Annotated in this window: 29 protein-coding genes and 4 pseudogenes; 17 read left to right on the top strand and 16 right to left on the bottom strand. The window is 63.3% G+C overall.

The window, feature by feature from the left end; genetic code table 11:
• Positions 1-41 precede the first annotated feature (41 nt).
• Positions 42-1,292, top strand: a complete 1,251-nt coding sequence (locus tag RHBS_RS01850) for an Nramp family divalent metal transporter (RefSeq protein WP_121871533.1) — start codon at positions 42-44, stop codon at positions 1,290-1,292.
• Here RHBS_RS01850 and RHBS_RS01845 read toward each other — a convergent pair.
• The gene (locus RHBS_RS01845) at positions 1,289-1,732 is read right to left on the bottom strand and encodes an SRPBCC family protein (protein ID WP_121871534.1); all 444 of its coding nucleotides are present in this window, start codon (positions 1,730-1,732) and stop codon (positions 1,289-1,291) included. The two genes, RHBS_RS01850 and RHBS_RS01845, sit on opposite strands and share 4 nt — an antisense overlap.
• Before the next feature lie 53 nt (positions 1,733-1,785).
• Positions 1,786-2,739, bottom strand: coding sequence for a D-2-hydroxyacid dehydrogenase (locus tag RHBS_RS01840; protein ID WP_121871535.1), 954 nt, complete (start codon positions 2,737-2,739; stop codon positions 1,786-1,788).
• Between RHBS_RS01840 and RHBS_RS29610 the strand changes: the two are divergent.
• Together RHBS_RS29610 and RHBS_RS29605 are read left to right on the top strand one after the other, a co-directional pair.
• A pseudogene (locus RHBS_RS29610) lies at positions 2,738-3,121 on the top strand (GNAT family N-acetyltransferase); the annotation flags it as partial. The gene RHBS_RS01840 and the pseudogene RHBS_RS29610 sit on opposite strands and share 2 nt — an antisense overlap.
• A gap of 162 nt (positions 3,122-3,283) precedes the next feature.
• Entirely contained in the window at positions 3,284-3,844 is a 561-nt protein-coding gene (locus RHBS_RS29605; protein WP_121871537.1) for a sugar O-acetyltransferase, read from the top strand.
• A gap of 2 nt (positions 3,845-3,846) precedes the next feature.
• Here RHBS_RS29605 and RHBS_RS01830 read toward each other — a convergent pair whose 3' ends face one another.
• Entirely contained in the window at positions 3,847-5,418 is a 1,572-nt protein-coding gene (locus RHBS_RS01830) for an ABC transporter permease (RefSeq protein WP_237668934.1), read from the bottom strand.
• A complete protein-coding gene (locus tag RHBS_RS01825; protein WP_121871539.1) occupies positions 5,415-6,215 on the bottom strand; it encodes an ABC transporter ATP-binding protein in 801 nt (266 codons plus the stop codon). Before RHBS_RS01825 ends, RHBS_RS01830 begins: the two co-directional genes overlap by 4 nt.
• Positions 6,216-6,251: 36 nt before the next feature.
• Between RHBS_RS01825 and RHBS_RS01820 the strand changes: the two genes are divergently transcribed.
• Positions 6,252-7,055 (top strand): SDR family oxidoreductase, encoded by an 804-nt coding sequence (locus RHBS_RS01820; RefSeq protein ID WP_121871540.1) that lies wholly within the window; start codon positions 6,252-6,254, stop codon positions 7,053-7,055.
• A gap of 6 nt (positions 7,056-7,061) precedes the next feature.
• Here the strand turns inward: RHBS_RS01820 and RHBS_RS01815 are convergent, their stop codons facing one another.
• On the bottom strand, positions 7,062-7,844 hold the full coding sequence (locus RHBS_RS01815) for a pirin-like bicupin family protein (protein WP_121871541.1): 783 nt from the start codon (positions 7,842-7,844) through the stop codon (positions 7,062-7,064).
• A gap of 30 nt (positions 7,845-7,874) precedes the next feature.
• Positions 7,875-8,393, bottom strand: a complete 519-nt coding sequence (locus tag RHBS_RS01810; protein WP_121871542.1) for a VOC family protein — start codon at positions 8,391-8,393, stop codon at positions 7,875-7,877.
• A gap of 86 nt (positions 8,394-8,479) precedes the next feature.
• Here RHBS_RS01810 and RHBS_RS01805 point away from each other — a divergent pair, with 86 nt between their 5' ends.
• On the top strand, positions 8,480-8,932 hold the full coding sequence (locus tag RHBS_RS01805; protein ID WP_121871543.1) for a MarR family winged helix-turn-helix transcriptional regulator: 453 nt from the start codon (positions 8,480-8,482) through the stop codon (positions 8,930-8,932).
• Entirely contained in the window at positions 8,929-9,651 is a 723-nt protein-coding gene (locus RHBS_RS01800; protein ID WP_121871544.1) for a pirin family protein, read from the top strand. Before RHBS_RS01805 ends, RHBS_RS01800 begins: the two co-directional genes overlap by 4 nt.
• A gap of 76 nt (positions 9,652-9,727) precedes the next feature.
• On the opposite strand, the gene RHBS_RS01795 is transcribed toward RHBS_RS01800, so the two are convergent.
• The 5 genes and pseudogenes from RHBS_RS01795 to RHBS_RS01775 form a co-directional block, all read right to left on the bottom strand.
• A complete protein-coding gene (locus RHBS_RS01795; protein WP_121871545.1) occupies positions 9,728-10,213 on the bottom strand; it encodes an N-acetyltransferase in 486 nt (161 codons plus the stop codon).
• Entirely contained in the window at positions 10,213-11,154 is a 942-nt protein-coding gene (locus tag RHBS_RS01790) for a DUF808 domain-containing protein (RefSeq protein ID WP_121871546.1), read from the bottom strand. The genes RHBS_RS01795 and RHBS_RS01790 overlap by 1 nt, the downstream gene beginning before the upstream one ends.
• Positions 11,155-11,263: 109 nt before the next feature.
• Positions 11,264-12,366 (bottom strand): annotated as a pseudogene (locus RHBS_RS30045) (NADH:flavin oxidoreductase/NADH oxidase).
• 287 nt (positions 12,367-12,653) lie between these two features.
• Positions 12,654-13,873 (bottom strand): annotated as a pseudogene (locus RHBS_RS01780) (pyridoxal phosphate-dependent aminotransferase).
• Positions 13,870-14,811, bottom strand: a complete 942-nt coding sequence (locus RHBS_RS01775) for a DMT family transporter (RefSeq protein WP_128644707.1) — start codon at positions 14,809-14,811, stop codon at positions 13,870-13,872. The pseudogene RHBS_RS01780 and the gene RHBS_RS01775 overlap by 4 nt, the downstream one beginning before the upstream one ends.
• On the opposite strand from RHBS_RS01775, the gene RHBS_RS01770 reads away from it, so the two are divergent.
• Positions 14,810-16,204, top strand: coding sequence for a PLP-dependent aminotransferase family protein (locus tag RHBS_RS01770; protein ID WP_121871549.1), 1,395 nt, complete (start codon positions 14,810-14,812; stop codon positions 16,202-16,204). The genes RHBS_RS01775 and RHBS_RS01770 overlap by 2 nt on opposite strands.
• On the opposite strand, the gene RHBS_RS01765 is transcribed toward RHBS_RS01770, so the two are convergent.
• A complete protein-coding gene (locus tag RHBS_RS01765) occupies positions 16,197-16,472 on the bottom strand; it encodes a PLD nuclease N-terminal domain-containing protein (RefSeq protein ID WP_121871550.1) in 276 nt (91 codons plus the stop codon). The genes RHBS_RS01770 and RHBS_RS01765 overlap by 8 nt on opposite strands.
• Before the next feature lie 278 nt (positions 16,473-16,750).
• Here RHBS_RS01765 and RHBS_RS01760 point away from each other — a divergent pair, with 278 nt between their 5' ends.
• Positions 16,751-17,002: a hypothetical protein gene (locus tag RHBS_RS01760; RefSeq protein ID WP_121871551.1), complete on the top strand. Its 252-nt coding sequence runs from the start codon at positions 16,751-16,753 to the stop codon at positions 17,000-17,002.
• A gap of 29 nt (positions 17,003-17,031) precedes the next feature.
• Here RHBS_RS01760 and RHBS_RS01755 read toward each other — a convergent pair whose 3' ends face one another.
• Both RHBS_RS01755 and RHBS_RS01750 read right to left on the bottom strand, forming a co-directional pair.
• On the bottom strand, positions 17,032-17,757 hold the full coding sequence (locus RHBS_RS01755) for an HD domain-containing protein (RefSeq protein ID WP_128644706.1): 726 nt from the start codon (positions 17,755-17,757) through the stop codon (positions 17,032-17,034).
• Positions 17,744-18,364 carry a TetR/AcrR family transcriptional regulator gene (locus RHBS_RS01750; RefSeq protein ID WP_128644705.1) on the bottom strand — a complete coding sequence of 207 codons (621 nt, stop codon included), beginning with the start codon at positions 18,362-18,364 and terminating at the stop codon, positions 17,744-17,746. Before RHBS_RS01750 ends, RHBS_RS01755 begins: the two co-directional genes overlap by 14 nt.
• 56 nt (positions 18,365-18,420) lie before the next feature.
• Between RHBS_RS01750 and RHBS_RS01745 the strand changes: the two genes are divergently transcribed.
• Both RHBS_RS01745 and RHBS_RS32035 read left to right on the top strand, forming a co-directional pair.
• Positions 18,421-18,855 (top strand): PaaI family thioesterase, encoded by a 435-nt coding sequence (locus RHBS_RS01745; RefSeq protein ID WP_121871554.1) that lies wholly within the window; start codon positions 18,421-18,423, stop codon positions 18,853-18,855.
• Positions 18,856-18,895: 40 nt separating this feature from the next.
• Positions 18,896-19,353, top strand: a pseudogene (locus tag RHBS_RS32035) (DUF6194 family protein).
• Here RHBS_RS32035 and RHBS_RS01735 read toward each other — a convergent pair.
• Entirely contained in the window at positions 19,354-20,253 is a 900-nt protein-coding gene (locus tag RHBS_RS01735) for a transketolase family protein (protein ID WP_128644704.1), read from the bottom strand.
• Positions 20,253-20,891 carry a transketolase gene (locus RHBS_RS01730; RefSeq protein WP_237668933.1) on the bottom strand — a complete coding sequence of 213 codons (639 nt, stop codon included), beginning with the start codon at positions 20,889-20,891 and terminating at the stop codon, positions 20,253-20,255. Before RHBS_RS01730 ends, RHBS_RS01735 begins: the two co-directional genes overlap by 1 nt.
• A 132-nt stretch (positions 20,892-21,023) precedes the next feature.
• Between RHBS_RS01730 and RHBS_RS01725 the strand changes: the two genes are divergently transcribed.
• The 7 genes from RHBS_RS01725 to RHBS_RS01695 all read left to right on the top strand — a co-directional run bounded on the left by RHBS_RS01725 (position 21,024) and on the right by RHBS_RS01695 (position 24,267).
• On the top strand, positions 21,024-21,395 hold the full coding sequence (locus tag RHBS_RS01725; protein ID WP_128644702.1) for a VOC family protein: 372 nt from the start codon (positions 21,024-21,026) through the stop codon (positions 21,393-21,395).
• Positions 21,396-21,416: 21 nt separating this feature from the next.
• Positions 21,417-21,737, top strand: coding sequence for a hypothetical protein (locus RHBS_RS01720; RefSeq protein WP_128644701.1), 321 nt, complete (start codon positions 21,417-21,419; stop codon positions 21,735-21,737).
• A gap of 1 nt (position 21,738) precedes the next feature.
• On the top strand, positions 21,739-22,248 hold the full coding sequence (locus RHBS_RS01715) for a putative immunity protein (protein ID WP_128644700.1): 510 nt from the start codon (positions 21,739-21,741) through the stop codon (positions 22,246-22,248).
• 39 nt (positions 22,249-22,287) lie between these two features.
• Entirely contained in the window at positions 22,288-22,623 is a 336-nt protein-coding gene (locus tag RHBS_RS01710) for a hypothetical protein (RefSeq protein ID WP_128644699.1), read from the top strand.
• 14 nt (positions 22,624-22,637) lie between these two features.
• Positions 22,638-23,111, top strand: a complete 474-nt coding sequence (locus RHBS_RS01705; RefSeq protein ID WP_128644698.1) for an N-acetyltransferase — start codon at positions 22,638-22,640, stop codon at positions 23,109-23,111.
• A 23-nt stretch (positions 23,112-23,134) separates the two neighbouring features.
• The gene (locus RHBS_RS01700; RefSeq protein WP_128644697.1) at positions 23,135-23,890 is read left to right on the top strand and encodes a class I SAM-dependent methyltransferase; all 756 of its coding nucleotides are present in this window, start codon (positions 23,135-23,137) and stop codon (positions 23,888-23,890) included.
• Between the two features lie 92 nt (positions 23,891-23,982).
• Positions 23,983-24,267: a DUF1490 family protein gene (locus RHBS_RS01695; protein ID WP_068049254.1), complete on the top strand. Its 285-nt coding sequence runs from the start codon at positions 23,983-23,985 to the stop codon at positions 24,265-24,267.
• Positions 24,268-24,281 lie beyond the last annotated feature (14 nt).

Here is a 24,281-nt window from a genome sequence, read left to right as displayed (position 1 = left end):
AGACAGGTCACTGAGCAGCCCCCGGCACGCGAGGAGAATCGATGACCGAGACCACTGCACCTCCGAAGTGGAAGGTGGTCGGCCCCGGATTGGTGGTCGCCGCAACCGGTATCGGAGCCGCGGACCTCGTCGCGACATTGGTGGCAGGTTCACGCTACGGCTACGCACTGCTCTGGGTCATCATCGTCGGTGTCGTCATGAAAGTCGTTCTGGTGGAAGGTGCCGGCCGCTACACGTTGGCGTCGGGCAACACGATCTTTCAGGGCTGGCGTTCGCTGGGCAAGTGGACGACGGTGTATTTCGCGCCCTACATCGTGATCTGGGGATTCGTCTACGGCGCTGCGGCGATGTCGTCGAGCGCGCTGCCGATCGTCGCGTTGTTCCCCGCGTTGGAACTCAAGGTCGTCGCCATCGCATCCGGGCTCCTCGGGTTCGCGTTGATCTGGCTGGGTAGCTACGGGTTCTTCGAGAAGATCATCACCGTCTTCGTCGGCATCATGTTCGTGACCGTGATCGGTGCTGCAGTCGTGGCGGTTCCGAACGTTCCCGCGATCGTCAAGGGCATCGTCCCCACCATTCCCGACGGCTCGATCGTGTACGTCCTCGGCCTCGCCGGTGGCGTCGGTGGCACCATCACGCTCGCTGCCTACGGTTACTGGTTACGCGAGAAGGGCTGGATCACACCGAAATTCATGCGCGTCATGCGTATCGACAATTCGATGGCCTACGTCATCTCGGGCATCTTCGTCCTCGCGATGCTCATCGTCGGTGCCGAACTGCTGTACTCGTCGCAGATCGCGATCTCCACCGGCGATCAGGGCTTGATTCAACTCTCCGACGTGCTGGCCGAACGCTACGGCACGGTGTTCGGCTACGTGTTCCTCATCGGATTCTGGTCCGCGTCGTTCTCGTCGCTGATCGGGGTGTGGAACGGCGTGAGCCTGATGTTCGCGGACTTCGTCGGCAATCTGAAGGGGCTCGAACAGGGTCACCCGGAAACGCGCGTCGGCGGCAAGTACTTCCGTTGGTACGTTGCGTGGCTGACGTTCCCGCCCATGGCGTTGCTGTGGCTGGACCAACCGATCGGGCTCGTCCTGACATACGGCGTCCTCGGGGCGGTGTTCATGCCGTTCCTGGCGGTGACGCTGCTGATAATGCTCAACAGCGATCGGGTGCCGAAGCAGTGGCGAAACGGCTGGTTCACCAACCTCACGCTTGGTGTCTGCGCATTCCTGTTCGCGTGGCTCGCCGTCGACCAGGTGTTGGATGCCCTCGACAAGTACGTGTACTAGTCGGCCGCTTCCAGGCGGGCCCGCAGCGTCGACTCCGTATGCTTGATCGCCTGACCCACAACGGGTTCCACTACAGCGCCGAGCACCTTGCCCGCGATTCCGCCGGGCAGGCTGTAGCGGAACACCACATCCAGACGGGTACCGCCGTCTGCGGTATCGGAGAACGACCACGTGGACGAGTTGGACAGGCCCTCGACCGATTCGAGCGTCAGCCTCTCGTTGTGGACCCATTCGGTGACGTGCACAACGGAGGTAAGGGCCTTCGGACCGATCTGCATCGTCGCGTCGTACCTGGCACCGAGCCCCGAAGTGACCTCGCTCGTCGGCTCGAAACGGGTGATGCCGAACATCCACTGCGGGACATTCCTGAAGTCGTCCATGTAGGCGAACGCCGCGTCGCGACTGGTCGACGCCACGGCCGAACGATTGATTTCACGCACTCTTGCACCCTAGTACATGCTACGGAGTGTTACGCATACTTTGCCGGTCCGTTTCAGCGCCGTACGTATCCCGCCTGTTTGTCCACCAGGTTCACCAGTGCCGAACCACGGACGTATCGCTGCAAGTTGTCCTCGAACAACGCCCACAGACGCTCGGCGAAGTCGTCGGCGTCGCCCGCCAGATGCGCGGTCAGGATGACGTTGTCCATGCCCCACAGCGGGCTCGTGTCCGGCAGTGGTTCGACCTCGAACACGTCGAGCACGGCCCACCCGACGGCTCCGGCAGCCAGGGCGTCGCACAGGGCTCGTTCGTCGACGACGGGTCCGCGGGCGATGTTGACCAGGCCTGCATCGGAACGCATGGCCGAGAGAACCTCCGCGTCGACCAGTCCGCGTGTGGCGTCGGTCAACGGTGTCGCCAGCACGATCACGTCGTACTCGCCTGCATACGACGGCAATTGTCGGACGTTTCGGATTCGCGAGAACTCCGAGTCACCGGCCCGCTCGGACGTTGCCGCGGCCTCGACGCGCATACCGAGTGCGCCGAGGACCCGGCCGATCTCGCGTCCGATCGAACCGGGACCGACAACGAGAGCGGCGCGACCGTGAATACCGGTGGTACCTCTGTGCTCCCAGACTCGCTCGCGCTGTCGAGCAAGCGCCCGGGGCAGCTTCTTGACCGACGCCAGAATGCCGGCGGCGACGTACTCGGCGATCGCACGATCGAGGATCCCACCGGAGTTCGTCAGCGTCCACGACCCCTCGCGCAGAACCGGATCCAGCAGTCGATCGACGCCGGCACTCGACGAGTGGATCCACCGAAGATTCTCGGCCTTCGGCCACACCGCCCGCAGATCGGCGGTCTCGAACGTCCGGAACAGCAGCACCTCGGCCCACGGCACCGCGTCGGCGAGTTCGGCGATCGTGCAACTCCGAAACTCGGCACCGTTCAACCGGGGAAGGACCTTCCGGTCCGAATCGTTCTCGACCACAAGCACGTTGACCATGACAGCTACTCTTTCCGTACCATGCACCGTGCTCACCGTGGAACCCGCAACTGCCGCCGACGCGACAACGATACTCGCCCTCCGGCACGCTGCCGAGGACTGGCTGTTCGCTCGGGGAATCGATCAGTGGACTCCACGCGAGGTACCTCTCACCACGATCGCCGCGCAGATCGACGCGGGAGAGTTCCATGTCGCCCGATACGGTCACAGCGGCCCGATCGTCGCCGCACTACGGTTGATCGACTCCGATCCGGCCATCTGGCCCGACCAGGACGAATCGGCCTGCTACGTCCACGGATTGGTGATCGACAGAAGAGAGGCCGGCACCGGCCTCGGCACGTTGCTGCTCGAGTGGGCGTCGGAGCAGACCCGTCGGGAGGGGCGATCCCTGCTGCGACTCGACTGCGCGGAGACCAACGGCGCACTACGCAGTTACTACCTGAGCCAGGCTTTCGCTACGTCGGCCGCCGCGAGTTCGCCGAGGGCAGTTCGTGGTTCAGCGTCGCACTGTTCGAGAAGACCACCGATCGGTAGCCTGTCATCCATGAGCGAGAACCGGGATCGGATGCTGGGCGGCGAGCTCTACCGAGACAGTGATCCGGACCTGGTGGCGTCTCGGGTGCGGTGCGGGAAGCTGCTCGACCGATTCAACGCAACCGAGGCGGACCAGACCGACGCACGGCGCGAGATTCTCGGCAAGTTGCTCGGATCCATCGGACCGGATTCGTGGATCATGCCCCGGTTCCAATGCGACTACGGCACATACATTTCGATCGGATCCAACAGCTTCCTCAACTACGACGCGATTCTGTTGGACTGCGCACCCATCACCATCGGTGACGACGTGTCGATCGGGCCACGGGCGCAACTGCTGACGGCGCTGCACCCGATGGAGGATCACGAGGCGCGCCGAACACGCTTAGAGAGCGCTCTTCCCATCACCATAGGAAACAACGTGTGGTTGGGTGGCGGGGTCATCGTCTGCCCGGGAGTCACGATCGGCGACAACTCGGTGATCGGTGCAGGCAGCGTCGTCACCCGGGACGTGCCGTCGCACACCTTCGCGGCCGGCAACCCGTGTCGGGCCATTCGCGCTCTACCGTGAGATCACCTCGTGCAGGATCTTGTCGGAGTCACGGACCAGCGTGTCGACGGCCACCCGCGCACCCCACCACATCCCCAGCCACCCGACGGCCACGGCCGCGGGAACGGACAGATACGCGAAGGCACCGGGAGAAGCAATGCCAGCAGCAGAGCGGGCACTACCGACAGCCCGAGTACGACCATCGACAGCAAGACCAAGGCGAACGAACCTCCGTTGAACGACCCTCGGGTGTTCAACGAAAAGGCCTTGGTGGGTTCGGGAACCGGATAGGCGGCACGGACGGAGACCATGACGATGAGTCCGGCGCTGACCCCGAGCATCGACAGCGTGACCGAGATGGGGATTGCCAATCGGTCGAGTCCGAGGTCACCGAATACGCGGACGACCGCCGTCGGCACGATCGCGAAGGGTGCAGCCACGATCAGCCAGGCGAGCTGCCGGCCACGAACGTCGTCGCGCAGAGCTTGCGGAATCATCACCAGGTGCCACATCGAACCGCCGTCGAGGCCGTACAGATTCGATCCCGCGCCCATCGCCATGAAGATCACGATCCACGCGCCCCATGCTGCACTGAACGGAATCGAGTCGGTCACCAAAGGACCGACGCCTCCGAGCACCGCGAAGATGAGGACCGACAGCAGCTGACTTCGACGACGCATATCGCCGCGCCACAGGGACAGCTCTCGCATCACCACCGCACCGATCCGCGATGCCCGCCAGCCGGTATCGCCGTTACGACCCTCTGCCTCCACCTGCTTCCGCGACGCGCCGTACGAGGCGGACACCCGTCCCTCGAAGAGCCGCAGCACAAGTCGCTGCCACGACCACACCACTACACCGTCGAGCAGCAGCAGTCCCGCCACGGCGCCGATCGCCAGCAGCCAGTTCCCGTCCAGCGCAGCGTCCACCCCGGTGATTCCCCAGCTGAACGGAATCGAATGTGCCAGTGTCAGCGGCCATGTCACTTCACCCGACAGCACCCGAGGGAAGTTCTGGGTGATGGGGAACTGCAGGAAGTACAGGCTGCCGAACACCGCACCGAACGCCAGCAGAGCGAACTCTCGACTGCGCCGACTCTTCAGTAGCTGAGACATCGCCACGGTGACCACTCTGGACAGCGACACGAAGAGCACCACGGTCGCAGGCCAGGCCACCAGAGCAACCGGAAGCGCTGCGAGAGAACGGGACACGGCATAGATCGGGATCGACGCAGTCGCAATGGCCGTCAACGGCACCACCATGCCGAACGCCGACGTGCCCAACAACGCACGAGCCAGGCGTGCGGGTTCGACCGACAGCATCTGGAAGTGGCGGGGCTGGATGTTGTCATCGGAGATTCCGGAGAGCACCGGGAACAGCACCCAGCTCAGGCCGATCAGGGTCAGCCCGAGGCTCGCGGTGCCGCCGACCAACACCTGCGAGTCTCCACTGCGCGCAGACAACACACACGCCACGACCGCGAATACCAGTCCCAGCAACCCGAACACGGCTTTCACTACTGCTTGCCCGCCCTTGAACTGCCTGCGGTAGAGCGTGATTCGCATCTGCAGGACGGTCCGGCCGAGGGACGTCACGAGCGCATCCAGGACAGGCCGTCGGGGTTCTGCTCGCGAGTACCGACCAGGCGAACGAAGGCGTCGTCCAGGCTTCCGCCCGCACGGACCTCGTCCACCGTTCCCGCGGCCACGACGCGGCCGCCGGTGATGACGCCGACGTGGGTGCAGAGCTGCTCGACGAGGGCCATCACGTGGCTCGACAGAATCACCGAGCCGCCGGACCGGACGAATTGAACCAGAATGTTGCGAATGGTGGTGGAGGAGATGGGGTCGACCGCCTCGAACGGTTCGTCCAGCACCAGCAGCCGTGGACCGTGCAGCAATGCCGAGGCCAGTCCGATCTTCTTGGTCATGCCTGCGGAGTAATCGGCGATGACGGTTCCCCCGGCATCTGCCAGATCCAGCGCGTCCAGCAGCTCGTCTCGACGCTGTGCGATCACGTCCTCCGGCATCGCGCGCAGTCGTCCGAAGTAGGTGAGCAGCTCGTGGCCGGTGAACTGCGAGGGCAGAGCGAGCCCGTCGGGGAGCACGCCCAGCAGTTCTTTCGCGGCGATGGGATCGGCCCAGACATCTCGTCCGAACACCAGACTTCGGCCGTACTGCGGCCTGAGCAGACCGACCGCCATGGACAGACACGTCGTCTTGCCTGCGCCGTTCGGGCCGACGAGGCCGAACATCGAACCGGGTGGAACCATCAGCGAGAGGTCGTCGACGGCAACCTTGGGGCCGAAGGCCATACACAGGTGCTCGATCAGCAGGGCGGCAGAGTTCGTTTGCACGGGTAACAGACTAACCGGTATGAGCTGATTCGTCATGCGGTACGAACCGACTGCACCGGTACCATTCCGGACATGAATCGCACCGCAGTGGTCACCGGAGCTTCGTCGGGTATCGGACGCGCGGTCGCGCAGGCGCTCGTCGCCCAGGGCTATCGAGTGATCGGCACGTCCCGCAATCCGGCATCGATGACCGACGCCCAGCGGGCCACCGGCGTCGAGTATCGCGCGCTCGATCTCACCGACGCCGACTCGATCCGCACCTTCGTCGCCGATCTCGGCGACGTCGACGTCCTGGTCAACAACGCCGGTGAAAGTCAGTCCGGTCCGTTCGAGGAACTGCAGACCGACGCCATCGAGCGACTGTTCCAGTTGAACGTCTTCGGCGCGGTGACGCTGTCGCAGAGCGTCATTCCCGGAATGCGTGAGCGCGGGTACGGGCGCATCGTCATGGTCGGCTCGATGCTGGCCAGCTTCCCGCTCGCCTACCGCTCGTCCTACGCCTCGACGAAGGCCGCCATCAAGGGCTTCTCCGACGCCGCGCGCCTGGAACTCTCACCCTTCGGCGTGTGGATGACCACCGTCGAGCCGGGATCGATCAACACCGGAATCAGCGAGCGGCGAACCAAGTACATCGCACCGGATTCGGTCCACCGAGACGACTTCCACACCGCGATCTCTTCCCTGGACCGCAAAGAAGGAACCGGCATCTCCGCCGAGGATGTCGCCGAGGTGGTGCTGAAGGCCATCGATGCGGACAAGCCGAAACCGTTGTACTCCAGGGGCAGCAACGCACCTGTCGTATTTCTTGCGCGGCGGTTGCTGCCTGCGACGTTCATGGAGAAGACGATCGCGAAGATGTTCGGTCTGAAGAGGTAGCAGACCTCACCCGGCGATCGCGGCGTGCATCTCCCACACGATCACTTCGGCTCCGGTTGCGGTGCTCAGCTTCTGCCCGCCGCCTCCGGAGATCCGTACCGCGTCGCCCTGGGCGAGTACGCCGACTCCCTCGAGCATCGCTTCACCCCGGGCAACGAAGATGTGCACGAACGGCGCGTCGGGCACATCGACCGGAGCTTGTCCGGGCTGGAGACGAGCAGCGTGCATGGCGGCGTACTTGTTCTTGATGCGGATCGCCGCGTGGTCGGCGTGATGAGCCATGCCTGACGCCACGGGAACCAAACCGCCACTGAGTAATTCGCCGTCGATCTCGAGCTGCTCGTAGCCCGGGGTGATGCCCTGCTCGTCCGGGACCACCCACATCTGCACGAAGCGAACGGGATCGCCGTGCTTGCCCGAGTACGAGCCGGCGGTCTCACCGAGTCGCCACGAATCGTTCTTCTCGGAGTGCAGGATTCCCGTACCTGCGCTCATCCGCTGCGCGAGACCGGGGTAGATGACGCCGGTATGGCCCATCGAATCCTGGTGCACCAGCGAACCCTGCAGGACCCAGGTGACGATTTCCATGTCGCGGTGCGGATGGGTGTCGAATCCCTGACCGGGAGTGACGATGTCGTCGTTGTTGACCATCAGGACACCGTGGTGGGTGTTGCCACGGTCGAAGTGGTTGCCGAAGGAGAAGGAGTGCTTGGAGTCAAGCCAGCCGATCCTGGTCTTGAATCGGTCGTCGGCTCGACGGACGTCGAGTGTGGTTGCTGCAGAGGTCATGTCATTGCCTCGGATCTCGGAGTGTGGGGGTCAGAGAACGTGCGAGCCGTACATCTCACCGAGTGGATCGGCGATCAGTTCCAGGCGGGCACCGTCGGGGTCGCGGAAGTACAGGGAGACCTCGCTGTGCTCAATCAGTTCGACTCCCGCGTCGATCAGCTTGGAACGCAGGTGTTCCCACCTGGTGGGCTCGACACTGATCGCCACGTGATGGAGACCGCCGAGCACCTCTGCGTAGGGTCCGACATCGAGGCCGGGAAAATCGAAGAACGCCAACAGATTGCTGTTGCCGATATCGAAGAAGAAGTGCGAAGACCCAGGATAGTCACGGTTCTCGATGAGCTCGGTGAGCGGAAACTCAAGCAGATCCTGGTAGAAACGGACCGTTGCTTCGACGTCGCTACTGACCAATGCGGTGTGATGGAGGCCGCGAGCCGAGGAAGCAGGCCGTTCACCGGCAGGCTTCAGGTGCTGCCGACGAATGCGTTCCCGCTGCTCTTCGTGTTCCTGCGCGCGGCGTGTCTCTTCGGCAGTCAGTTCGTTGGTCATCGCTCCACCCTCCGGGTCAAGTAGTTGCTTCGTCAACTACTGAGAACAGTACACCCGCTAGTTGCGTTGTCAACTACTATGGCTGCATGGATTCACCACGGTGGCTCAGCAAGGACGAACAGCAGGCCTGGCGCGCATACCTCGACGCAACGCGGCTGTTGCTTCGGGATCTCGACAATCAGCTCACGCGCGACTCCGGCATCTCGTTCACCGACTTCGAGTTGCTGGTGGTGCTTTCCGAAGCGCCCTATCGCCGACGCCGCATGAGCGAACTCGCCGACGCCGTCACCACCACTCGCAGCGGCGTGACAAGGGCAATCAGTCGACTGGTCGAATGCGGCTGGGTCCGGCGCGTCAAATGCGACGACGACAAGCGAGGAATGTCCGCCGAACTCACCGAGGCCGGCATGAACACCCTCGCCGCCGCCAGCCCCGGGCACGTCGAAGCGGTACGGAAGAACATGTTCGATCTGATCGACCCCAACGATCTCGCGGCCGTCACACGTACGTTCTCGGCAATGCGGGACAACGCGTCGTGACCCTCACCCACATTCCCAGCGAACAACGGCATCACTGGTGGAACGAATGGCTCGATTCCCAGCAGTCTTTCCCCGCCACCGGAAACTATGATCTGGCGGCCAATGCGCATGGACTGTTGATGGTGCACAACGAGGACACGGTGTCCCCGGGCGAGGGGTTCGACTCCCATCAGCACGAGAACATGGAGATCCTCACCTGGGTACGCGAGGGAACGCTCGAACACACGGATTCCGAGGGTCATTCCGGACTGATCCGCCCCGGGCTGATTCAGCGAATGAGTGCGGGCACCGGTATTCGCCACACCGAACGCAACGCATCGAGCCTGACCGGCCGCGACAAGCTACGCGTCGTGCAGATGTGGATCCCACCCGATACCGACGGGAGGGTGCCGTCGTACGACGAGCGCGACGTTCGAGACGAGTTGGCAAAGGGCGAGCTCGTCTGCGTGGCATCGGGAATCCCAGGAAGAAGTGGAGTGAACATCGGCAATCGCTTTGCGGCACTCCACGTTGCGCGGCTCGAGCCCGGACAGTCGATCACCGTTCCCGACGCGCCGTTCGGTCACGTCTTCGTCGCCGACGGTTCGGCGGTGTTCGAGGACATCGGCAACCTGGCCCAGGGCGACGCGGTGCGACTGACCTCGACCGGCGGGCACCGTGCGACAGCATCGACCGCGAGCGAAATCATGATCTGGGAAATGCACGCCACGTTCGCCTGAGGGAGTTTCGACCATGCCGATGTCTCCTAGTCGGAACGAAAGGTGCTCGAGCTGACCCATCGATGAGGACATCGGTTCAGTACAAACGCTTTTCGAGCCAGACCTCGGCGTAGGGTTCCGCATTGAAGGCTGGTACCTCCCGATAGCCCAGCTTCGAGTACAACCGCCGCGCTTCTACGAGGTCCGCTCTGGTGTCCAGACGAATCTTCGTACGGTTGGACTGCTGGACGAATCCTTCGAGAAACTCGACTATCGACACTCCCACGCCGCTGCCCCGTGCCGAGGCATCGACGAACAACCGCGTCAGCTCTGCGGTGTCGTCGGACACGAAACGAATGCCCCCGCAACCAACCACATCCACACCGACATACGCGACGACTAGGAGACCCGAATTCCCGGTGAGGTCATCGCTCGGTTCGTCGATCATGGCTCGAAGCACTTCGTCGTCCGACGCTTCTCGACCGTGGAAGCGCCCGACGACATCGGCGTAATAGCGAAACAGGATCTCGGATGCCGGCTCCGAGGCTGGATGAACAACGGCGAATGTGGCGGCGAGAGCCACTACTTCGCGGCAGCGCGCGTGGCGAGCACCTTCGAGATGCCCAGCTGCGCAGCGACGATGATGCCGCCCACGATCGCGCCGATGACCGCAGATGCGAGGGTGTTGACGATCCACGCCAGCACTCCGCCGACACCCGCGACTCCTCGCACTGCGTCTTCGCCGTGGTGCACGAGTTCGTAGATCGGATGGAATCCGAGCTCGTCGATGCCGACGAGCAGGATGTGTCCACCGACCCACAGCATCGCTGCGGTGCCGACGACCGACAGCACCGACATCACGTGGGGCATGCCCCTGACCAGGCTGCGGCCGAACTTCTCGACGAATCCGGTGGAGCCGTCGGCCAGTTTCAGACCGATATCGTCCATCTTCACGATCAGCGCGACGACTCCGTACACGACGATCGTGATGACCACGGCGACGACAGCCAGGATGATGAGCCGGCTCCAGAAGCCCTCTGCAGCAATGGTGTCCAGCGCGATGACCATGATCTCGGCGGACAGAATCAGATCGGTACGCACTGCTCCGGAGACAACGGTGTCCTCGTCGCGTGGCTCGTCCTCGGCGGCGGCGTGATGGTCGCCGTGGCCGAAGAGTGCGCCCCAGATCTTGTGCGCGGCCTCGTAGCTGAGATAGCAGCCGCCGAGCATGAGGATCGGCGTCAACAGCCACGGCACGAACTGACTGAGCAGCAGCGCGATCGGCAGGATGATCAGCAGCTTGTTGCGTAGCGAACCCACGGCGATGCGCTTGATGATCGGCAATTCACGTTCGGCCGCAAGACCGCGGACGTACTGCGGCGTCACCGCTGCGTCGTCGATCACGACGCCTGCTGCCTTCGCCGTCGCCTTACCGGTAGCGGCACCGACATCATCGATGGATGCAGCTGCCAGACGAGCCAGCGCTGCCACGTCGTCGAGCAGGGCTACGAGTCCGCCGGCCATCACAAACCTCCGCTTCGATACGAGAACACCGCTGGGCTCCTCATGATGCGAGCCCTTGGAACCCTACCGTCCGCGGATGGTCCGTGATCGCCGTCCGGCCCTTCCTCTGCTACGCGATCTTCCTCTCCTGCTCCTCGTCGAGAACTTTCGCCGGCGGCAGTCCGATGCTCGGGTCGTGGCCGCGGAAGTTCTTCAGCCACCAGCTCCAGTCCTCGGGCACCAGCGAGAACGGGTCCCCGTGGCCGAGTTCACGCGCCGCCCAGACCGGCCAGTGCGGATTGGCAAGTGCCGGACGACCGAGCAACACCACGTCGATCTTGCCGTCGCGGATCACGGCGTCCGCATTTTCCGGAACTCCCAGATTCCAGCTGCAGGTCACCGGGATATCCAGCTCACGCTTGACCCGTGCGGCCCGCTCGACCATGAACCCCATGTCGCCGAACGGCGGGTCCACCATGTCGTCGGTATTGAAGCCCAGGCTGACATCGGCCATGTCCAGGCCGTGTTCCTTCATCCAACCGATGGCGATCATGGATTCGTCGAACTGAACCCCATCCGGGTGGTGGTCGTCCGAGCCCAATCGCATGGTGAGCGGAAACTTCTCGGGCCACACCTCGCGCACCGCATCGAGTGCCTCGAGGTGGAACCGTGCCCTGTTCTCCAGCTTCCGCCGTACTGGTCGGTGCGCTGGTTCGCCAGCGGAGAGAAGAAGCTGGCCCCGAGGTAGCCGTGCGCGTAGTGCATTTCGAGCCATTCGTAGCCCGCCCCCGCGGCTCGGACGGCTGCGTCGGCGTAGCTCTGGTGGATGGCCTTGATCTCGGGCACGGTGAGTTCGTGGACGGGAAACGAGTGGTCGCCGCCGTAGGGAATCGCCGACGGCGCAACACATTCCCAACCGTCGGGATGGTCTGCCGGAAGCTGGTATCCGCCCTGCCACGGCGGCACTTCGCTGCCTTTGCGTCCGGTGTGACCCAACTGAATCGCCGGCACCGAACCCATCTGCTTGATCATCGACGCCACGCGAGCGTGACCCTCGATTTGATCGTCGTCGTAGATTCCGGCGCACCCGGGAGTGGTGCGTCCGTCGGGCGTGATCGCCACCTGTTCCGGGAACACCATCCCGAACCCGCCGGCTGCGCGCGCACCGAGATACATGAGATGAAAGTCGTTCATCTTTCCGTCGACGGCGCGATACATCGTCATCGGCGACATGGCGATTCGATTTCGAAGCGTCACCCCTTTGAGGGTGAACGGGCTGAAGAGATCCGGCATGACGGTGGTCCTTTCCTGAGTGACACCACCTCATCACCTGGCACGTTTCGATCGACTACATCGATGCTGCACCTCGGTGACAGCTTTCTCACCGTCCAACTCACCTGAGTGTGAGGGCCAGTCTGTAGTTTCCTGTACGCACAGTGCTGCTGATGATCGGCCTACCTCTCGCCGCCGCCTTCGACTGCTCGATCGAGGAACTGTTCGAGCCGAATCAGAGCTGATCGCTACTGCCTGTACGAGCTCATGAAATTACCCAGACGCTCGAGCGCCGTTCCGAGATCGTCCACGTTGGGCAAGGTCACGAGCCGGAAGTGGTCGGGCACATCCCAATTGAACGCACGGCCGTGGCTGACGAGGATCTTCTCGGATTCCAGGAGGTCGAGTACGAACTTCTCGTCGTCGACGATCCCGAAACGTTCGGTGTCGAGTTTCGGGAACATGTAGAGCGCACCCCCCGCCTGCACGCAGCTGATTCCGTTGATCGAGTTCAGCATGCGATGCGCCAGGTCACGCTGCGCGGTCAGCCTGCCTGCCGGGAGCAGCAGATCCTCGATCGACTGTCGGCCGCCGAGCGCAGTTTGTATTGCATGTTGCGCCGGCACATTCGCGCACATGCGCATGTTGGACAGCAGCGTGATGCCTTCGATGAAGCTTGCCGCGCGTCGACGAGGGCCGGTGATCGCCAACCATCCGGCCCGAAATCCACAGACCCGGTACGCCTTCGACAGACCCGAATATGTCAGACACAGAACATCTTTCCCGGTCAGCGTAGCAAGATTGGTCATCACCGATCCGTCGTAGACGATCTTCTCGTAGATCTCGTCGGCGAGCAGAACCAGATCGTGCTCTCGTGCCAGGTCGACGAACCGCTGCAGTACATCGCGTGAGTACACCGCGCCGGTCGGGTTGTTCGGGTTGATCACCACGATTGCGCGGGTGCGGGGCGTGATCTTGGCTTCGAGATCCTCGAAGTCCGGGGCCCAATCCTGCTTTCGTCGGCCAGATAATGGACGGGTACGCCACCGGCCAGGGCCACCGAGCCGGTCCACAGTGGATAGTCGGGCGACGGGATCAGTATCTCGTCTTCCGGATTGCACAGCGCCTGCATCGTCATCGTGATCAATTCCGATACCCCGTTGCCGAGGTAGACGTCGCCGACATCGAGATCGGTCAGGCCTTTGGTCTGGTAGTACTGGACCACCGCGGTGCGGGCGGAGAACAGGCCCCGTGAATCCGAATAACCCTGTGCGGTGGGAAGGTTGCGGATCATCGCCATCATGATCTCGTCCGGTGCCTCGAAACCGAACGGGGCAGGATTACCGACGTTCAGTCGCAGGATCGCGTGCCCCTGCTCCTCGAGTTCTTCGGTCTTGTCAAGAATTCGTCCACGAATGTCGTAGCGCACGTTCTCGAGCTTGCGCGCCTGATCGATCGATTTCGTCATTTCGAAAACTCCTCCTGCCGAACGGTCGGCGACATCCGGGTCCGGACCGCCACTGTTGCACACACGATGACCGCCGCTCCACCCACGAGCACCAGCCACGTCAAGCCCTCGCGCAGGATGATCGCTGCCCAGCAGATGGTCAGCACAGGTTGGATCAACTGGACCTGGCTGACGCTGGACATCGGGCCGATCGCCAGTCCCCGGTACCAGGCGAAGAACCCGAGGTACATGCTCACCACCGCCAGGTATCCGAAGGCGGCCCACTCGGATGCCCCTGCTGCCGAAGGTTGCTGCCACCACGCGAGCGCGGCCAACGCGCCGGTGACCGGCACGGACACCACCAGGGCCCACGACACCGTCTGCCACGCACCGAGTTCTCGCGACAGCAGGCCGCCCTCGGCGTATCCCACCGCTGCGGCGACCACTGCTCCGAGGAGCAACAGATCCGACCACTGCAACCCGGTCAACTGTCCGCCTTGCACGGCAGCGAACCCGACCGCGACGGCAGCCCCCAGGCCTGCGACCACCCAGAACATCGGCCGGACCGGTTGCCGTTCGCGGACAACCGCAGTGGCGGCGGTGGCCGCCGGAAGCAACGCGATCACGACGGCGCTGTGACCCGCCGATGCAGTGGTGAGCGCATATGAGGTGAGCACCGGGAAACCGACGACGACACCGGCCGCGATCACTGCGAGCCGAATCCACTGCCGCCCCTGCGGGAGCCGTTGCCCAGTGGCGGCGAGCGCTACCGCAGCCAGTGCGGCTGCGACCACAGCGCGGCCGCAGCCGACGAAGAGCGGCGACAGGCCTCCGGTGACGGCAACGCGGGTCAATGGCACCGTGAACGAGAACGCCGTGACGCCTGCCAGGCCCCAGAGCAGTCCGGCGCGGGATAGCAGACCCGCGCCAGACGCAGTAGCGCTACTATGCTGTGTCATGTCCGACGATAGCAGCTCGCGGATCGTGTCTGCACTGAGAACCTGGATTGCGACTGCGGCTCCTGAAGCCCGGCTGCCGTCCACCCGCGCACTGGTTGCCGAGCATTCGGCCAGTCCGGTCACGGTGCAGAAGGCACTGCGGACGCTCATCGCGCAAGGCGTCATCGAAAGCCGGCCTGGCGTCGGCACATTCATCAGGACGGTGCGTACCGCCCGCCCCAACGATTACGGATGGCAGACCGCTGCACTGGGAGCGCCGGACAATCGACTGCAACTACCAGCGGCTCTGCAGTCGACCTCGAGCGATGTGATCGCGTTGCATTCTGGCTACCCGGCCCGGGAGTTGTTGCCGGAAAGGCTTGTTCACGCCGCCTTCACCCGCGCCTCCCGCACCGACTCGGTGATCGCCCGACCACCCACCGCAGGTCTGCCGGAACTGCGGGCATGGTTCGCGGCCGAGTTGGGCGCGTCGACACCGTTGGGCATCACGCCACCGTCGGCCAGTGACGTCGTCATCATCCCCGGCAGCCAGACCGGACTCAGTACGGCATTTCGGGCACTCGTCGGTGCCGGCCGGCCGTTGCTCATGGAGTCCCCGACGTACTGGGGTGCGATCCTTGCTGCCACGCAGGCCGGCGTCCGCGTCGTACCGATACCCAGTGGCGTCGACGGTCCGGACCCCGACGCGCTCGCTCGGGCATTCGCGCACACCGGCGCGCGAGCGTTCTACGCCCAACCCACATTCGCCAGCCCCACCGGAGCACAGTGGTCGCCTGCATTGTCCGAGCAGGTCCTCGACACTGTTCGACGCCACGGCGCGTTCCTGATCGAGGACGACTCGGCCCACGATTTCGGCATCACCTCCGAGCCGAATCCGCTGGCCGCACGCGACGACGCCGGACATGTCGTCTATCTTCGCTCGCTCACCAAGACAGTGTCACCCTCGGTTCGGTTGGCGGGCTTGATCGCTCGCGGACCCGCGCACGAGCGCATCCTCGCCGATACGGGAGCCGAGTCGATGTATGTCAGCGGGATTCTGCAATCCGTTGCATTGGACGTCGTCACTCAACCCGCCTGGCGAACCCACCTGCGGCGGCTGCGAACTCAGTTGGCTTCACGTCGGGACTTGCTGGCGAACAGCCTCATCGAGTTCGCGCCGCGTGGCCATCTCGACGCAGTTCCTCGCGGTGGACTCAATCTCTGGATGCGTCTGCGCGACGATGTCGATCTGGAACGGATTGTGCAGGAATGCAAGTCGGCGGGTGTCATCGTCGGAGCCGGCGACGACTACTTTCCCGCCGAACCCACCGGAAAGTTCCTTCGACTCAACTACGCGGGCCCCAACCCCGGCGAGTTCGCCGACGCGGCGCGCACGATCGGGTCGATCATCTGAGTCCGTTGGCGGCATCGACGGCGAAAGTCGACTTCCGACCCCACACGAACCAGACCAGGGGACCGAGGAACGGGAACGCCAGTACGACGAAGATCCACACTGCCCGGCCGGCGACGGTGTAGTTGGGCGACCGGATGATGCTGACCAGCGCAGCGACGAACAGCACGACTGCGCCGAGCGCCGCCACCAGAACGATGGTTCCCAACCCCCACCCCAGCGCCTGCTCGGTGGTGGACGGTTGCTGAGACAGAAGTGTTGCGGCGTGCATGACGGTTCCTCCGATATCGATGTGTCTTGACCTGGCCAACATTACGAATCAGCGGGCCGCGCCACATCGGTCTGCGTGAGTATCTCGTCGTACATCGGTGGATGTACGTCCGGCTGCTGCGGCCACAGTCGCCGTTGAGTCGAATGAATAACAGTAGCCTTTGGGGCACAGCGTCTTCGGCCCTGGATGATCATCCGCCCAAGGGATACTCGACGCGCGATCACTGTGTCACCATCGCTGAGACGGACAGCCCGTCAAGTACTTTCGTTGGAGGATTTGTGTCGAGCAAGAGTGGAATTCGCAAGAACCTGGTTCGTCGTTCGGTTGCAGCTACGACAGTGAACGTGCACGATCAGATCGAAGTGTTCTACCAGGACGCCCTGATCCACAACACCGGCTACGTGGGTGGCAGCACCGGCGTCGGGTCCGTTGTGGTCTCGATTCCTGCGGGTACCGCTACCGCTGTCCTGGTCCGCGTCACCGGACCGGTCGGCACAGTCTGGACCTACACCGTGAGCTGCCCGGCCTGACGGGCTGTCACCAGTCCGTCGCGGAACAGCTACTTCGATGATGTGACCATTCGCTCCAGGGGATTCACCTTTATCGCCGGATACATTCCTGCGCGCCACAACGTCGCCGCCGTCGACCGCGGTCGCATTCTCGATTCGATCTTCATCCTGCATGCGAAGTCTGCGGCGAAACTTTCACGCGTATAGCGGGATTCGATCACATCGATGCAGTGCGGATCGAGTTCACGAATCCGACGGCCACTGACGTCCAGGTATGCGGCATCGTTCAACAGGGCAGCTTCCGGTCCCTCTGGCCTCGCTGTGTCCATGTGCCTGGCTATTGCCTCGTGGACGATCTGTGCCGTTCGGTCGTCGCCTTCGTATCTACGGACGAACTTCTCGGCTCGATCAGCACCGATCAACGCAAAGCATCCGACCGCGATGTCCGGTTCGCCGCCGAGCGCGATGTCGTGCAACAGGCACGACACGTAGAGCGCCTCCGGATCCGGACACACATCGTCCACGGCCGCAAACGCCGACGCGTACTGCCAACATCGCTGACTGTGCAGCAACATGGGCTCACTCAGACACTCCCTCGCCTCCTCCAGTGCGTCCCGGCACAACCGTGAATCCGGTACATCGACAATCGCCCACACCGTGTTCGACGATCTCCTACGGGGACCGAGCAGCGTACCGGGCAGCATCGACAGTTGCTGCCCCAGTGCATATCCCACGGTCCGTACGCGGTCTCCGGCACCGAGTTCACCGGGCCTCATCGGATGTCCCATTCAGGTGACGGAGCATATCTGCCCGCGTAATGGCCAGCATCGCGTCGAGCATCGGTTGGTCGACGATGCGTCGTTGCCTCAGTGACACAGCACCGTTCATCGCTGCCCAGGCGTTCAAGACCAGAGCGCGAGGATCGACGTCGGACCCTGCGTCCGTCACTGCGTGCGTCACCGAATCGATGAGCCCACCGAGCGCCCTGTCGATCTTGGCCTTGGCCGCGCCGACCGTTTCGGACTCGGACTTGTCCACGTCGGTCAACCCCAGCAGTCGCAGCGCCAGCGGACTACCGCGATGGAATGCGATGTATCGATCGAGGAACTCGGCGACCACACGGACGGGGTCAACCGCGTCGACGGGTGCAGACATTTGCTCGACATGGGCCAGCGCCGTTCGCCACGCCAGTGCCGCATAGACGTCGACCTTGCCTGCGCCGAAGTTGGCGTAGATCGAGCTCACTGCCACATCTGCTGTTGCAGCAAGCATCTCGATCGTCGTTCCGCGATAACCGTGCTCGAGGAAGAGTGTCTGACCGGCGTCGAGCACAGCGTTGTGCGTTCGACGCTTCCGCTTGTCGGTGGGGGTTTCCAAGACCATGAACTTATCGTACTCTGATTCCGATATCGGAATCCAATTACGATAGAGGGGTAGCGATGACAACCAACGAAGTACAGGCACCGGCCAGCGGAAGCGCGGCCATGGCCATGTTTCTTCCGCAATCACCGTTCGTGCAGCAATTGGGAATCGAGCTCATCGACATCGACGAGGGCACAGCTCGACTGCGGCTGCCGTATCGCGACGAGCTGTCCACCGTCGGCCAGATGCTGCACGGTGGCGTGATCGCCGGCTGCATCGATATCGGGATCATGACCGCCGCATGGGCCGGATCCGCTGTCCCCGAGAAACTTCGGGGCGTCACGGTCTCCATGTCCGTTCAGTTCATGGAGCCGGTATATGCAGAGGGGATCGATATCGTCGGCACTCGGATGCACGCCGGCCGGAGCCTCAAGACGTGTCGAGTCGACATCATCGGGACCGAATCCGGCCGCCTCGTCGCGACCGGAACCGGTACGTACAAAGTCGGCTGAACACTGCGACAGATGCTGCCGACCGTGTGACGATCGGTGCATGACACTCGACGACATCGTGAATCTGGTCGGCAGCTTCGAGGGCACGGTGACGCAACGGCCTCGAGAAGGAGACGGAACCCCCGAGCTCGCGTGGGGCGACGCGTTCTTCTACTACTCGCCCGACGGCACGATCCCGACAATTCAGCCGTTTGCCACGATCGTGACCAAGAACTACCCGGGCGACGAATTGTCCCAGCTGGACAGAACGGATGCGTTCCGCGTCAATATCGTTGCAGGAAAACAAGAATTCGAGAGGATCCTGGGAGTGCCGCCCCGCGAGGCGGCCAACGCACCCCAGGCCGACGTCGACGACGTCCTCGCTGCCCACCCTCAGTACGGCACCGCAGGCTGCTGTCGGTGGTCAACCCGTCTTCGCAGACCGAAATGCACATTCGGGAACTACTCGACTCCGCCTACAGCATTGCCAGGAGCAGATACGAGCGACGCCAGGGCTGATCACCCGAAGAATTCGCTCATCGATCGGGACAGCCCATCGACATCCAACCCGTTGGCCCGATCGTGTTCGGCCACCGTGCCGTACTTGCGACGCTCTCCTGGTTCGACCCCGACTCCCGACACTCGATGACGCACATCGGCCAAGGCCCGATCGACCTGCAGCACTGACGTTCCCGCGAGATAGGGCTCGACGATCATGACGTCCGGCTCAGTCAACGTCACCCGCAGCGTTCGACTGTCGAACGGCCTGATCGTCGACGCATGCAGCACCGTCACGTCGCGCCCCGAGGCTGCGGCCAGAACCCGGTCCGTCATCGGACCAATGGAGATTACCGTTCCCGAATTACCCTGTTGCAGAACGGTGAACGTCCCATCGGGCCGACCGTGCGGACGTTCGTTGCACACCCCGTCGAGCCTGATGTAGACGCGATCGTCGGTTGCCGCCGCACTGTGCAGCATCCACTCGACCTCGTCTACGTGCCCGGGAACGTGGACCGTCCACCCGCTCAGGGTGTCGAGGAGTGCGACATCTCGCTGACCGAAGTGTGTCTCGCCGCCCTGCGGCCACCCGTAGGACCCGCCCGAGCTCACCAGGATTGCGCCGACACCCTGGTGCCCCAGGTCGAGCTTCACCTGCTCGAACGGTCGCTCGATCAGGAACGGCGGGAAGGTATGCACGATCGGACGCATTCCGGCCAGGGCCAAGCCACCGGCGACACCGATCATGGCCTGCTCTCGAATCCCGACGTTGATCACCCGCGATCGAACATCGGGGGTGAGGTGCGGTTCGACATATCCGACTCCGATTTCCGCCAGCACCAACGCCGTTCGCTCGTTCCGCGCCAACAGTGCGGGCACCAGACGGTAGAAGTGCTCGCGTTGGTCCAGCGTTGCGCTCATCAGCTCTCCTTCTTTTCGACATGAGCAACCACCACGTGCGGCCGATCCGCATGATCGAGGCGAAACGCGCGCCTGAGAGCACTCTGATCTCGACCGTCGACGTCGGATGTGGACCACCCCTCGACCTCGAACCGCGACGCGATCCCGCCGGGCCACCCGAGGCCGGCCGAGTCGTTGTCGATCACCACGGCGCTCAGATTGCCCAATTTGGATCGCGCAGCGAACTGAATGGCTTCCATATTGCTGCCCTCGTCGAGCTCGGCGTCTCCGATCAGTACGAAGACTCGGGCAATGCTCCTCTGAATCCGCAGGGCAACAGCAGTTCCGGCGGCCAGCGCCAGACCGTGTCCGAGCGATCCCGATCCGATGTCCACCCCGGGAACCAACGTGCGATCCGGATGATTGCCCAGCGGAGAGTCGTAGCCGCCGAACGACTCGAGCTCGCTCGGCGTCAAAAAGCCCCGTGCCGCAAGCACTGCGTAATACGCCATGGGCCCGTGCCCCTTGGAGAGGTAGAACCGGTCGCGCTCGGGGTTCTCGGGATTCTCCGCGTCGAGCCGAAGAATGTCGGAATACAACACCCACAACACATCGAGTGTCGAAGTGGCACTGGTGCTGTGCTTTTCATCGCCAGTCATCAGTGTCATGAGTCGCGGCAACTCGTCGAAAGTCATTTGCATGACCCCACCTTGCAACCTCGAGTGCACTCGAGGTCAAGCGCGCTGCGAGGGAGGTGATGTGGGTGTCACCACCGACAGTATTGTCATGGCATGCCGCGAAACCACCTCGCTATAGCGGGAGCGTCCATCGACTGCGCCGATCCGGCGCAACTCGCGCACTTCTATCTGGCGGTTCTCGGCGGCGAGTTGTTATGGGAGAGCTCCGAGAGCGTTGGGCTTCGCACACAATCCGGCCTGTCCATCGTTGCGCAGAAAGTTGCGAATTACGTCCCTCCGGTCTGGCCATCGACTTCGATCGTGCACTTCGACATGGATGCGGGAGGGGACCTTGCCGGATCCGTCGCCTACGCAGTCGAATGCGGCGCCAGGGAAGCAGCAGAGCAACCCGACCCCCGATGGCGAGTTCTCCTCGACCCCGCCGGCCACCCCTTCTGCATCACCACAGAGGTATACGACGGTTGACGGGGGCAATAGCCTGAGGCAGTGCGCAACCTCGTCATCGTCCTGCTGCTGTTTGGATTCGTCGTCGGATTGGCTCCGTTGGGCTGGTATCTGATCGGCGAAATGACCACCAACACGAGTGGCGTCGTATACCAAGGCGCCTACGAGCCCTTGGAGGGCGTATCGATGAGCAGCGAAACAATGGAACGCTTCGACCGAGCATTCGATCGCAGGTCGCAAGGACCATCCACTCTGTGGTTGTACGTGCTGCCCGCAGTGTCTGCAGCAACCGGCGCGCTGATTGGGGCAATACTGGGCAAGTTGGGATTCGTGCTCAGCCGTAACAGAACCCGAGAGGGTTGAGTTGCCCGAGCCTGCTGAAGTAGCGCTGAGTCAAGACGACATTCAAAGCGTGGTCGGCTTCGCCGCTACCTGCGCCCGACGGGCATTGCCCTCTTTCGAGGCAGCGCATCCAGGCGATCTCCGTCCGCGTTCGGCGATCGACAGTGCCGCGTCGTTCGCCGAGACCGGCCACCGGACGGCGGAGTTACGCAGGCTCGCCTGGGACGCGCACAAGGCTGCCCGCGAGGTGCCGGCTTCAGCGGCCACGGACGCTGCTCTGTCCGCAATGCACGCGGCGGGTGCTGCCTTTCTCCATCCGCTGTACAGCCCGCATCAGGTCAAACACATTCTCGGATCTGCAGTGCATCTGATGCTCACGGAATCCAATGCTGTTGCAGAGCAGATCGAATGGATCGAGGCAGAGGCCGGCGCGACGGTGCGAGCGGTCTTGCGCCGGTTTCCGCCACCGATCGCCGGGCGTACGAGGTTCGGCGTGCTCATGGTTCGTCTCGATACCGAATTGCGTCGTTGACGCATTGTCTCGACCGAGCGTCGGTGACACCATGGGAACATGAACGACCGTCAACGCCGGTGGACCCGGTATCTGCTCGGTATTTGGCTGACCTTGCTCGTGTTCTCGACGATCGCCGACATCGTGACCGAACCATCGTTGTGGAACTGGACAAAGCTGGCAGTGTTGGCGATAGCCGCTCCGTGGCTCTGGCACCGACACGGCCGGGCCTGGCTGATGCCCAACAAGATCGAACCCGAAGCCGTACCCGCCGAGGATGTCGAAGCGGTGGTCGCAGAATCCGGCAGAACTGTCCACGCCATCAAAGCGTTGCGAGAGATGCATCCCGGTCTCGGTCTGCTCGATGCGAAGAATCTCGTTCAACCGGAACACTGACGGAGAAGAAGGCGATGACATCAGTCAGCGGTACACGTGCCGTGCAGGATCGCGCTGGATTCACCGAGGCCGCAACCCTGTTGATCGACTTCAATCGCGAGTACGACTACCCGGTGCCCGAGTCGGATTGGCTTGCAGCACATCTCGACACTCTGGTGAAATCCGGCGACACCAGCGTGCTGACGTTCGGGACTCCCGCCATCGGTGTGGCCGTTCTTCGATTCAGGGCCGGCACTCTGAGTGCGGATATCGAGGCCTACCTCGCCGAGTTCTACATCCAGCCCGGGCTACGCGGGAAGGGCTACGGCACAACCTTTCTCGACGACGTCATCGGGCACGCACGCGGCAGGGGTGCCACCTACATGGACCTCAACACCTCTGAGGACGACGAGGCGGCGCGACACGTGTACGAAAAGCGTGGCTTCGACTGCCACGAAGGCCGTGGCGAGGGACCCAAAGCTCTGTATTACGAACTCGAGCTGAACTGACGCACGCGATGCAGCCTGGCTATATGGTTAGCCGAGATAACAGCTCGACGTCGTTCGGGACCGTCGCCGACGTGTACGAATCTGCTCGCCCCGACTACCCGTCGGCCGCGGTCGAATGGCTGCTTGAACCCGTACTCGAATCCGGTGATCGTCCTCTCGTCACCGACGTCGGTGCCGGGACCGGCAAGCTCACCCGCATCATCGCCGCCGCCGGGTGCGATGCCGTCGCGGTCGATCCTGATCCCGCCATGCTCGACGCCCTGCGCGTTGCAGTTCCCGGAGTTCCGGCCCACGTCGGCGCTGCCGAGTCCCTGCCGCTGGAGGATGAGAGCGTCGATGCCGTCCTGCTCGGACAGGCCTGGCACTGGGTCGAGCCGGTGGCCGCGTCACGCGAGATCGGCCGGGTTCTCCGCCCGGGCGGCACGCTGGGACTGATCTGGAACATCCGCGACGAATCGCAATCGTGGGTTCGGCGACTGAACTCGGTGGTCTCGCGCGGTGGAGCTCTGACCATGTTCGATGACGGTCCACCGCCGATCGCAGAACCGTTCCGTCGGCTCGACGAGGAGCGGTGGACGTGGTCGCGCACGGTGAGTCGGTCTCAACTGACCGACCTGGTTCGGTCACGCAGCTTCTACATCACCGCGTCCGCCGATGATCGCTACCGCATCGATCGGGATCTCAACGCGCTGTTCGACGAACTGGGGCTGAAGGGATCGACGACGATCGAGCTGCCCTACGTGACCAGAGCGTTCCGCACCACGATGCCGATCCGCTGACACTTCTCGCGCCCCCGGAAGTCGCCACAGCCGAACAAAACGAATACGATTCCCAATAAGTGGGTACAGGTTCGATTTCGAGGAGCTACAACATGGCGTTTCCGATCATCGTCGCGAAGGCAGTATCGACGGTCGTAACAGGCGCAGTCGGCGTCGCCGCGTACAACGGTGCCAAGAAGCTGTACGACAAGGCTCCCGTCCGCAAGGCTGCGGTATCGGCAACCGAGCTCGGGCTCCGCGCCGCACGAAAGGCCGAAATCCACGCCGAATCAGCACGTTTGGCTGTGTCCGATGTTGTTGCGGAGGCGCGCGACCGGCTCGGCGAAGAAGTGCCGCCACCCTCGGCGACCGAAGTCGGCCACGGCCACTCGCACTGATCACGCAGCCGGCC

Source organism: Rhodococcus sp. BS-15, from assembly GCF_000813105.1.
Lineage (GTDB): Bacteria > Actinomycetota > Actinomycetes > Mycobacteriales > Mycobacteriaceae > Rhodococcoides.
The sequence above is the reverse complement of the archived record's forward strand: the minus strand, read 5'-3'. Positions and strand labels throughout refer to the sequence as shown.

Bases quoted from the DNA above. Each gene is read 5' to 3' on its own strand.
- RHBS_RS01710 (WP_128644699.1), top strand. From the start codon at position 22,288: ATGAACGACCGTCAACGCCGGTGGACCCGGTATCTGCTCGGTATTTGG.
- RHBS_RS01810 (WP_121871542.1), bottom strand. From the start codon at position 8,393: ATGACCAACGAACTGACTGCCGAAGAGACACGCCGCGCGCAGGAACAC.
- RHBS_RS01770 (WP_121871549.1), top strand. From the start codon at position 14,810: ATGTCCGACGATAGCAGCTCGCGGATCGTGTCTGCACTGAGAACCTGG.
- RHBS_RS01725 (WP_128644702.1), top strand. From the start codon at position 21,024: ATGCCGCGAAACCACCTCGCTATAGCGGGAGCGTCCATCGACTGCGCC.
- RHBS_RS01820 (WP_121871540.1), top strand. From the start codon at position 6,252: ATGAATCGCACCGCAGTGGTCACCGGAGCTTCGTCGGGTATCGGACGC.
- RHBS_RS01745 (WP_121871554.1), top strand. From the start codon at position 18,421: ATGACAACCAACGAAGTACAGGCACCGGCCAGCGGAAGCGCGGCCATG.
- RHBS_RS01840 (WP_121871535.1), bottom strand. From the start codon at position 2,739: ATGGTCAACGTGCTTGTGGTCGAGAACGATTCGGACCGGAAGGTCCTT.
- RHBS_RS01750 (WP_128644705.1), bottom strand. From the start codon at position 18,364: ATGGTCTTGGAAACCCCCACCGACAAGCGGAAGCGTCGAACGCACAAC.
- RHBS_RS29605 (WP_121871537.1), top strand. From the start codon at position 3,284: ATGAGCGAGAACCGGGATCGGATGCTGGGCGGCGAGCTCTACCGAGAC.
- RHBS_RS01850 (WP_121871533.1), top strand. From the start codon at position 42: ATGACCGAGACCACTGCACCTCCGAAGTGGAAGGTGGTCGGCCCCGGA.
- RHBS_RS01695 (WP_068049254.1), top strand. From the start codon at position 23,983: ATGGCGTTTCCGATCATCGTCGCGAAGGCAGTATCGACGGTCGTAACA.
- RHBS_RS01790 (WP_121871546.1), bottom strand. From the start codon at position 11,154: ATGGCCGGCGGACTCGTAGCCCTGCTCGACGACGTGGCAGCGCTGGCT.
- RHBS_RS01765 (WP_121871550.1), bottom strand. From the start codon at position 16,472: ATGCACGCCGCAACACTTCTGTCTCAGCAACCGTCCACCACCGAGCAG.
- RHBS_RS01775 (WP_128644707.1), bottom strand. From the start codon at position 14,811: ATGACACAGCATAGTAGCGCTACTGCGTCTGGCGCGGGTCTGCTATCC.
- RHBS_RS01825 (WP_121871539.1), bottom strand. From the start codon at position 6,215: ATGACGAATCAGCTCATACCGGTTAGTCTGTTACCCGTGCAAACGAAC.
- RHBS_RS01805 (WP_121871543.1), top strand. From the start codon at position 8,480: ATGGATTCACCACGGTGGCTCAGCAAGGACGAACAGCAGGCCTGGCGC.
- RHBS_RS01705 (WP_128644698.1), top strand. From the start codon at position 22,638: ATGACATCAGTCAGCGGTACACGTGCCGTGCAGGATCGCGCTGGATTC.
- RHBS_RS01735 (WP_128644704.1), bottom strand. From the start codon at position 20,253: ATGAGCGCAACGCTGGACCAACGCGAGCACTTCTACCGTCTGGTGCCC.
- RHBS_RS01700 (WP_128644697.1), top strand. From the start codon at position 23,135: ATGGTTAGCCGAGATAACAGCTCGACGTCGTTCGGGACCGTCGCCGAC.
- RHBS_RS01815 (WP_121871541.1), bottom strand. From the start codon at position 7,844: ATGACCTCTGCAGCAACCACACTCGACGTCCGTCGAGCCGACGACCGA.
- RHBS_RS01730 (WP_237668933.1), bottom strand. From the start codon at position 20,891: ATGACTGGCGATGAAAAGCACAGCACCAGTGCCACTTCGACACTCGAT.
- RHBS_RS01755 (WP_128644706.1), bottom strand. From the start codon at position 17,757: ATGAGGCCCGGTGAACTCGGTGCCGGAGACCGCGTACGGACCGTGGGA.